Origin of the sequence: Microcoleus sp. B6-A1 (assembly GCF_036705085.1) — a bacterium.
In the GTDB taxonomy this organism is placed as follows: domain Bacteria; phylum Cyanobacteriota; class Cyanobacteriia; order Cyanobacteriales; family Microcoleaceae; genus Microcoleus.
Genome location: NZ_JAUBTU010000089.1, coordinates 21,790 through 28,553, shown reverse-complemented (window position 1 = coordinate 28,553; position 6,764 = coordinate 21,790). Strand labels below are relative to the sequence as shown.

The 6,764-nt window shown below is 48.0% G+C and carries 6 protein-coding genes; 3 read left to right on the top strand and 3 right to left on the bottom strand.

The window, feature by feature from the left end:
* Window positions 1–191: 191 nt before the first annotated feature.
* Window positions 192–1,889 (bottom strand): pentapeptide repeat-containing protein, encoded by a 1,698-nt coding sequence (locus QUB11_RS25290; RefSeq protein WP_333206688.1) that lies wholly within the window; start codon window positions 1,887–1,889, stop codon window positions 192–194.
* 287 nt (window positions 1,890–2,176) lie between these two features.
* Window positions 2,177–2,593: a hypothetical protein gene (locus QUB11_RS25285; RefSeq protein WP_333206701.1), complete on the bottom strand. Its 417-nt coding sequence runs from the start codon at window positions 2,591–2,593 to the stop codon at window positions 2,177–2,179.
* A 255-nt stretch (window positions 2,594–2,848) separates the two neighbouring features.
* On the opposite strand from QUB11_RS25285, the gene QUB11_RS25280 reads away from it, so the two are divergent.
* The 3 genes from QUB11_RS25280 to QUB11_RS25270 all read left to right on the top strand — a co-directional run bounded on the left by QUB11_RS25280 (window position 2,849) and on the right by QUB11_RS25270 (window position 5,870).
* On the top strand, window positions 2,849–4,618 hold the full coding sequence (locus tag QUB11_RS25280) for a S8 family peptidase (RefSeq protein WP_333206689.1): 1,770 nt from the start codon (window positions 2,849–2,851) through the stop codon (window positions 4,616–4,618).
* Entirely contained in the window at window positions 4,615–4,836 is a 222-nt protein-coding gene (locus QUB11_RS25275; RefSeq protein WP_333206690.1) for a hypothetical protein, read from the top strand. Before QUB11_RS25280 ends, QUB11_RS25275 begins: the two co-directional genes overlap by 4 nt.
* A gap of 776 nt (window positions 4,837–5,612) precedes the next feature.
* Window positions 5,613–5,870: a hypothetical protein gene (locus QUB11_RS25270; RefSeq protein ID WP_333206692.1), complete on the top strand. Its 258-nt coding sequence runs from the start codon at window positions 5,613–5,615 to the stop codon at window positions 5,868–5,870.
* A 46-nt stretch (window positions 5,871–5,916) separates the two neighbouring features.
* Here QUB11_RS25270 and QUB11_RS25265 read toward each other — a convergent pair whose 3' ends face one another.
* On the bottom strand, window positions 5,917–6,705 hold the full coding sequence (locus tag QUB11_RS25265) for an SDR family oxidoreductase (protein WP_333206693.1): 789 nt from the start codon (window positions 6,703–6,705) through the stop codon (window positions 5,917–5,919).
* Between the last annotated feature and the right edge of the window lie 59 nt (window positions 6,706–6,764).

The window sequence follows — 6,764 nt, the reverse complement described above, 5'->3', positions numbered from 1 at the left end:
CCGCCCGTCCAAAAAAGACGGGCGGGACGCCCATCCCACAATAACAATTAAAATTGTAAGTTATTTAATTCGCGATCGTAAGCTTTGTGTGGAATGGTTTATATGAGTTGCCTATTTAGCCTTTCATACCGTAAATCAGCAACTCCCAGAAACCGTGCCAACATCTCCCAGTAGCGATCGCACATATCGATTTATTCCGATAAAAGGGCGATCGCATACCGCACCGCTTCCCCCATCATCGAACCGCGAACGCGATCGGACGCCGTTTTCTCCCACGCGAGCAACTGTTCCCGAAAAGCCTGGTCTTGCTTCGCCCGCTGCACGATCGCCTGACTGATAACTTTCTTTTGAATCTGCTCTGTCGGGATACCTTGCTGCTTCAAATAATCCAACAGCCGCTGCACGCTTTCAGAGAATTTATCCGGCGTCTGAGAGATCAAAATAAACGAAATTTGGCGCACCATTCGCTGGTAGATTTCCTGTCTTCTGAGCAATACTTCCTTTTGGCTCGGCTCCGCATTGTTACTAGGAACAGCCAAGTCGAGCAAACTCAAAATTTCAGCGCCCTTGGCTAAAACCTTTTCCAACATATCTGGATAAATCTCCAAAATGCGATCGCCCAAAATCTTGCCGTTCACCAAACGGTTCGCACTCAGCCGCAATAAACTTTGTTCTCCCGCCGACTCAAAAAATTGAACGTTGAATTTGAGTTCGTGGCTTTCCAACTCCACCCGACGCAGCGTAAAAACCAAAGCTTCCCAATTAGGAGATTCCTCAAAACACACCTTGACAATAGAACTGTCCTCTTGATGCTGCCGCCCCAATTCCCCCGACTCAAAATCGCGATCGATCGGCAAGCGATTTGCCGCAACTTTCGCAGTATAATCAAACTCAGTAAAAACATAGCTGCAGTCAACTCTCGACAGATCGACATCTTGAACTTGCCAATTTTGAATGCAGCAACCCGTAAGCTGGGTTCCCTCCAAATTCGTCCGAATCAAACGGCACTCAATCAAACAAGCTTCTCTTAAATCCGCCTCACCCAACATCGCATCCATCAAATAAGCGCCACTCAAATCAGCTTTCCGCAAATCAGCACTTCGCAAATTAGCTTCGCTCAAATCTGCTCGCAGCAAATACACTCCTTGCAGGTTAGCTCGCAGCAAAAGCGCCTTCTTAAAACTCGCTTTCAATAAATAAGAACCCGCCAGATTCGCTCGACTCAAATCAGCATTATCCAGCACCGCCTCAGTCAAATCCGCCCCCGCCAGCACAGCTCGGTGCAAGTCAGCGCCCGTCAGATTTGCCGATCGCATTTGAGCGCCATTCAAGTCAGCTTCAATCAAATTTACACCGATTAAAATTGCCGATCGCAAATTCGCTTCCACCAAATGCGCTTCCCGCAAATTAGCACCCGTTAAATTAGCACCAACAAGACTGGCGTGGTTGAGATTCGCCTCCATCAATTCCGCCTCCATCAACTTCGCGCCGTCGAGTTTAGCCCCCGCAAAATTAATTTGGTCAGATTTAACTCCTTGAAGATTAGCACCACCCAAATCCGCTTCAGGCAGCGCTGCCCAATTGAGTTCTGCTGCTTTCAAACAAGCAAGGCGCAAATCTGCTTTAGCAAGATTTGCCCCGCTCAAATTTGCCCCGCTCAAATTCGCCCCGCTCAAATTCGCACTGCGGAGATCCGCGCGCCGCAAACAAGCGCCAGTTAACTTGGCATTGCTCAAAAAAGACCAGCTCAAATTAGCACCGGTCAAGTTAGCACCAGTGAGGTCTATTTCTCGCAGGTTAACACCGCTTAAACTAGCGCCGCTGAGGTCAATGTGACCAAAGTTGCGCTCTCCCTGTTGATAGCGCTGTAAAAATTCTTGTGTTTGCATTCCGCAGATTGGGGGGCTGGCAATTTAGCTGTTTTAGGACGCGCTGGCAAAGAACTTTAACTCTAAGGTGGGCACGGATGACTACCGGGCTAGGCACGGGGACACTACTTCTACTACTTACTACAAGAACTCACATTCTCCGGGTGATCCGTACACACTTTACCCCTATAGATGGCGGTTCAAAGGATTTGTGGCGTAAGTTCTATTTTTACTACCAGCTTTACAGACTTTTGTAACTTAAAGTAGCCGAGTTCATATCTGATACGCGGCCCCGCCGGAGAGTGTTTTTACTTAAAGCGCTGCAATTCTTGCTGCAAGTATTTTCCCCATTTAGTCGCTAGAGGAATTTCTGTAAAAGGAACCTGCACCGCAGCACCATCTTTCAACAAAAATTCGAGGGCGATTGGACTCCCAGAACTCGGCGGCAACTCTAAATCAACTGCCTGAGAGTTGACTAACAACCGCAGCGACTGCACGTCTTTTAAAGAAAAAGTTTGCAAATTCACAGGCCCGCTGCGAGTAGGTTTTCCCCAAGTTAAACTGTCTTCTTGCTGACCAAGTACAGCATAAATATCGTACTTGGCTTTAGCGAATTGTTCTGCCCAGACGCGATACGCTTCCAGCTTTTGATACTCGTTCCATCCAGCCCAAGCCAGCCCAATAAAAATTGCCAGCAGCGGCAGCCACATTAAACCTCTTTCCATGCAATACCCTTGTTGAAAATAGTCGCTTGTTCTGTTTCTCATCTTCTCTAATGATACAATTAATTGAACTCCTAAAACTTGCTCGGCAATTTCAACTAGAAATTAGAGCAATTTTGGATCGAGCAACAGCCACAGCCGAAAACTACTAAACGCCCGCGTGCGAGTTCCCCACAAGTCGCAGCAAGGAAAACTGGCGCTGGCGGTGAAAATTGGGTTATTGTGGTGAACACGCCTTCCCTAAACGGACGATCGGCAATGAAAAAGTTTTTCCTTCTGTGCTTATTTTTAATCGGGCTCGGCTGGGCGATTTCTAATTTCCCAGGACTTGCTACTCAAGGCACTTACGACTCGATTGTGCTGGATTTCCGCGAAGATTTGGGTGCTGCTGAGATTGCGAAAGAAGTAAATGCGATCGCCCAACAGTACCAAGTCGCACCGCAACTCAACAGCGAATTCTCAGCGGCCGACAATGTATATGTAGTTAAGGGCGATCGCACTTTGCTAAACGCCCTGAGAAAATCAAATTTGGCTAAAGATACCGAATACATTGAACCGAACTACGTCTATAGCGCTTTCGAGATTCCCAACGACCCCATGTATACCAAGCAGTGGAATCTCCGCAGTATCAACGTAGAATCTGCCTGGAACGAAACCAAAGGCAGCGGCACAACAGTAGCGATAATTGACACGGGTATTACTCCAGTCGCTGACTTAAAAGAAACCAAATTTGTACCGGGCTACGACTTTGTAAACGATCGCGCCGAGGCCTACGACGACAACGGCCACGGTACTCACGTCGCAGGTACTGTCGCCCAATCAACTAACAACAATTATGGCGTTGCGGGCATCGCCTACGAAGCAGCTTTAATGCCGCTGAAAGTCTTAAGCGGCAGCGGCGGTGGTACGGTTTCCGACATCGCCGAAGCAATTAAATTTGCTGCTGACAACGGCGCCGATGTCATCAACATGAGTCTCGGCGGCGGCGGTGAAAGTCAGTTAATGGAAGAGGCGATCAACTACGCCCACTCTAAAGGCGTTGTCATCATCGCAGCAGCCGGCAACTCCGGCGACAGTTCCGCTTCCTATCCCGCCCGCTATCCCCACGTCATCGGCGTTTCCGCCCTCGGCCCCGACGACGAAAAAGCCTCTTACTCCAATTTCGGCGCAGGGGTTGACATTGCAGCCCCCGGCGGTTCTGAAATGGGCAAAATCCTGCAAAGTACGATCGACCCGGAAACCGGCGCCGAAGTATTTGAAGGCTACCAAGGCACTAGCATGGCTTCTCCTCACGTTGCAGCCGTTGCAGCCCTTGTCAAGGCCTCCGGTATCACAGAACCAGACGAAATTCGCAGTGTACTCTTGCAGTCCTCGCGAACTGTCACTGAAGATCCGTTAAACCATTTTGGTTCAGGACACCTAGACGCAGCCGCAGCAGTTCAGCTAGCCCAGCGCGGACAAATCAACTTCCGCGATTTCTTCCGCTGGCTGCGCGATAACGGGTATCTCAACCCCCGCTTTTGGATTGACGGCGGTGCAGTCGCCCTGTTGCCTAAAATTGCAATGGTGCTCGGTTCTTACCTGCTGGCTTTCTTTTTGCGGAATTATTTTCCGTTCCAGTGGACTTGGGGCTTTTCCGGCGGCTTGATGGCTGGTAGTTCTGGGTTCTTTTTCCTGCGAAACTTGTTTGTATTTGACTTGCCGCAGTGGCCGCTGCGGGTGATGGGCAGTTCTATTCCCGAACTCGGCGGTGCAATTAATGGCAGCAGTATGCTGAATCCCTTTTTTGCTAGTGTTTTGATTCCTGGGATTTTGATTGCTGTGCTGTTGGGACATCAACAGTGGAAGTGGATCGCGATCGCAATTTCGATCGGTTTTGCCAGCAGTTTAGCGGTGAATGCTTTTGTGTCTCCCGCAGTCTGGGGATTGGGAACTGGTTTGGTAGCACAAACATTCTTGATTGTCAATGCTTTTCTGTGTTTCGGACTGGCGCGTTTAGCAATTAAAACAGAGGTGCGATCGGCATGAGTATTACTGTCAAAGGCAAAATTGAACGCAAAGGATTAGGCCCGGGCACTTGGGCTTTGGTTGGCGAAGATGGGGAAACTTACGAACTTAAGAATGCTCCTTCTGAGTTGAAAAAAGCTGATTTGAAAGTCAGTGTCAAAGGTGAAGTCCGCAAGGATGTGATGACTTTTGCTATGATCGGCCCGGTTCTTGAGGTGCAGTCTTTTGAGGCGATTTAGCCTAATTGGTTAATGCAGCTTTTGAGCTAAAAAAAACCCCGGCCAAAATTGGCTGGGGTTTATTAATCAGGGTGCATCTACTAATTTAATGTCCGGCCTCAGATCACCTATTTCAGGACACTTTGGCAGAATTTGCGAAAATTTGTGATGAGGGCGTGCGATCGCCAAAAAAAAACCCGGCCAAAATTGGTCGGGAGTTAATTAATCAGGGTGCATCTACTAATTTAGTCTCCGGTTCGAGGTGCACCTGTTCTGGACATTTTGGGAAAATTTCGGAAAATTCGTGGTTTGGGGTACGATCGCCAAAAAAAACCCGGCCAAAATTGGTCGGGAGTTAATTAATCAGGGTGCATCTACTAATTTAGTCTCCGGTTCGACGTGCACCTGTTCGGGACAGTTTAGGAAAATTTGGGAAAATTCGTGGTTTGGGGTGCGATCGCAAAAAAAAACCCCAAACCAAAATTGGTCGGGAGTTAATTAATCAGGGTGCATCTACCAATTAAGCTTCCTGAGAATTCCAGCGCAATCCGGATAACCTCAAACTTTTTCAGCATCACCGTCGATACCGCAAAAAAAAACCCCAAACCAAAATTGGCGGGGAGTTAATTAATCAGGGTGCATCTACCAATTAAGCTTCCTGAGAATTCCAGCGCAATCCGGACAACCTCAAACTTTATTCAGCATCACCCTCGATACCGCAAAAAAAAACCCCAAACCAAAATTGGTCGGGAGTTATTTAATCAGGGTGCATCTACTAATTTAATCTCCCGCCCGATGTGCACCTTTTCAGGACACTTTGGCAGAATTTTGGAGAATTTGTGGCGAGGGGGGCGATCGCCAAAAAAAACCCGGCCAAAATTGGTCGGGAGTTAATTAATCAGGGTGCATCTACTAATTTAGTCTCCGGCCTCACAGCACCTCTTTCAGGACAGTTTGGCAATTTTGGAGAAGGTGTGGCTAAGGGTGCGATCGCCAAAAAAAACCCGGCCAAAATTGGTCGGGAGTTAATTAATCAGGGTGCATCTACCAATTAAGCTTCCTGAGAATTCCAGCGCAATCCGGACACTTCCCACTAAAAACTCACAACTCTTTTCGGTGAACCAGAGTTGCACTAGCTTGGTCTGTCGGAACTAGCAAGACTTCACTAATATTGACATGAGGCGATCGCGTCGCGCAAAAATACACGACATCAGCCACATCGTCCGCAGTCAGCGGTGTCAATCCTTGATAGACATTTTTTGCTTTTTCTGAATCGCCGTGAAACCGGACATTGCTAAATTCTGTTTCCACCAAACCTGGCTCTATTTCCGTCACTCGCACGGGTGTTCCTAAAAGGTCTTGTTTTAAGCCTTCGGAAATCGCTCTCACTGCTGCTTTGGAAGCGCAATAAACATTACCTTTCGGATAAGCTTGGCGGCCTGCTATTGAGCCGATATTCACTACGTGGCCGCGGTTTCGGCTTACCATTCCCGGCACGATCGCGCGAGTCATGTAAAGCAAGCCTTTAACATTGGTATCAATCATTTCTTCCCAATCTTGGAAGTTGCCTTCGTGCAGTTTGTCTAAACCACGGCTCAATCCCGCATTGTTAATCAGAATATCGATGCTTTTCCAGGCATCGGGAAGCGCAGTTATCGCCGATTCAACTTGCGGGCGATCGCGCACGTCCAATTCTAATAAATAAATCTCGTTCACCGACGCGATGGATTTTGTTTCTACAAGTTCGTTTGCCAGTCGATCGAGCTTTTCAAGACGGCGGGCTGCTAAAATTAGTTTGGCTCCACCTTTGGCGAATATCTTGGCACAGGCTGCTCCAATACCGCTACTCGCACCTGTAATGAAAACAATTTGGTTTTGGATAGAAATCATTTTTAATAATCAGGAAGATGTATTAACCGCAGAGGGCGCAGAGGGCGCAGAGAGAGGAA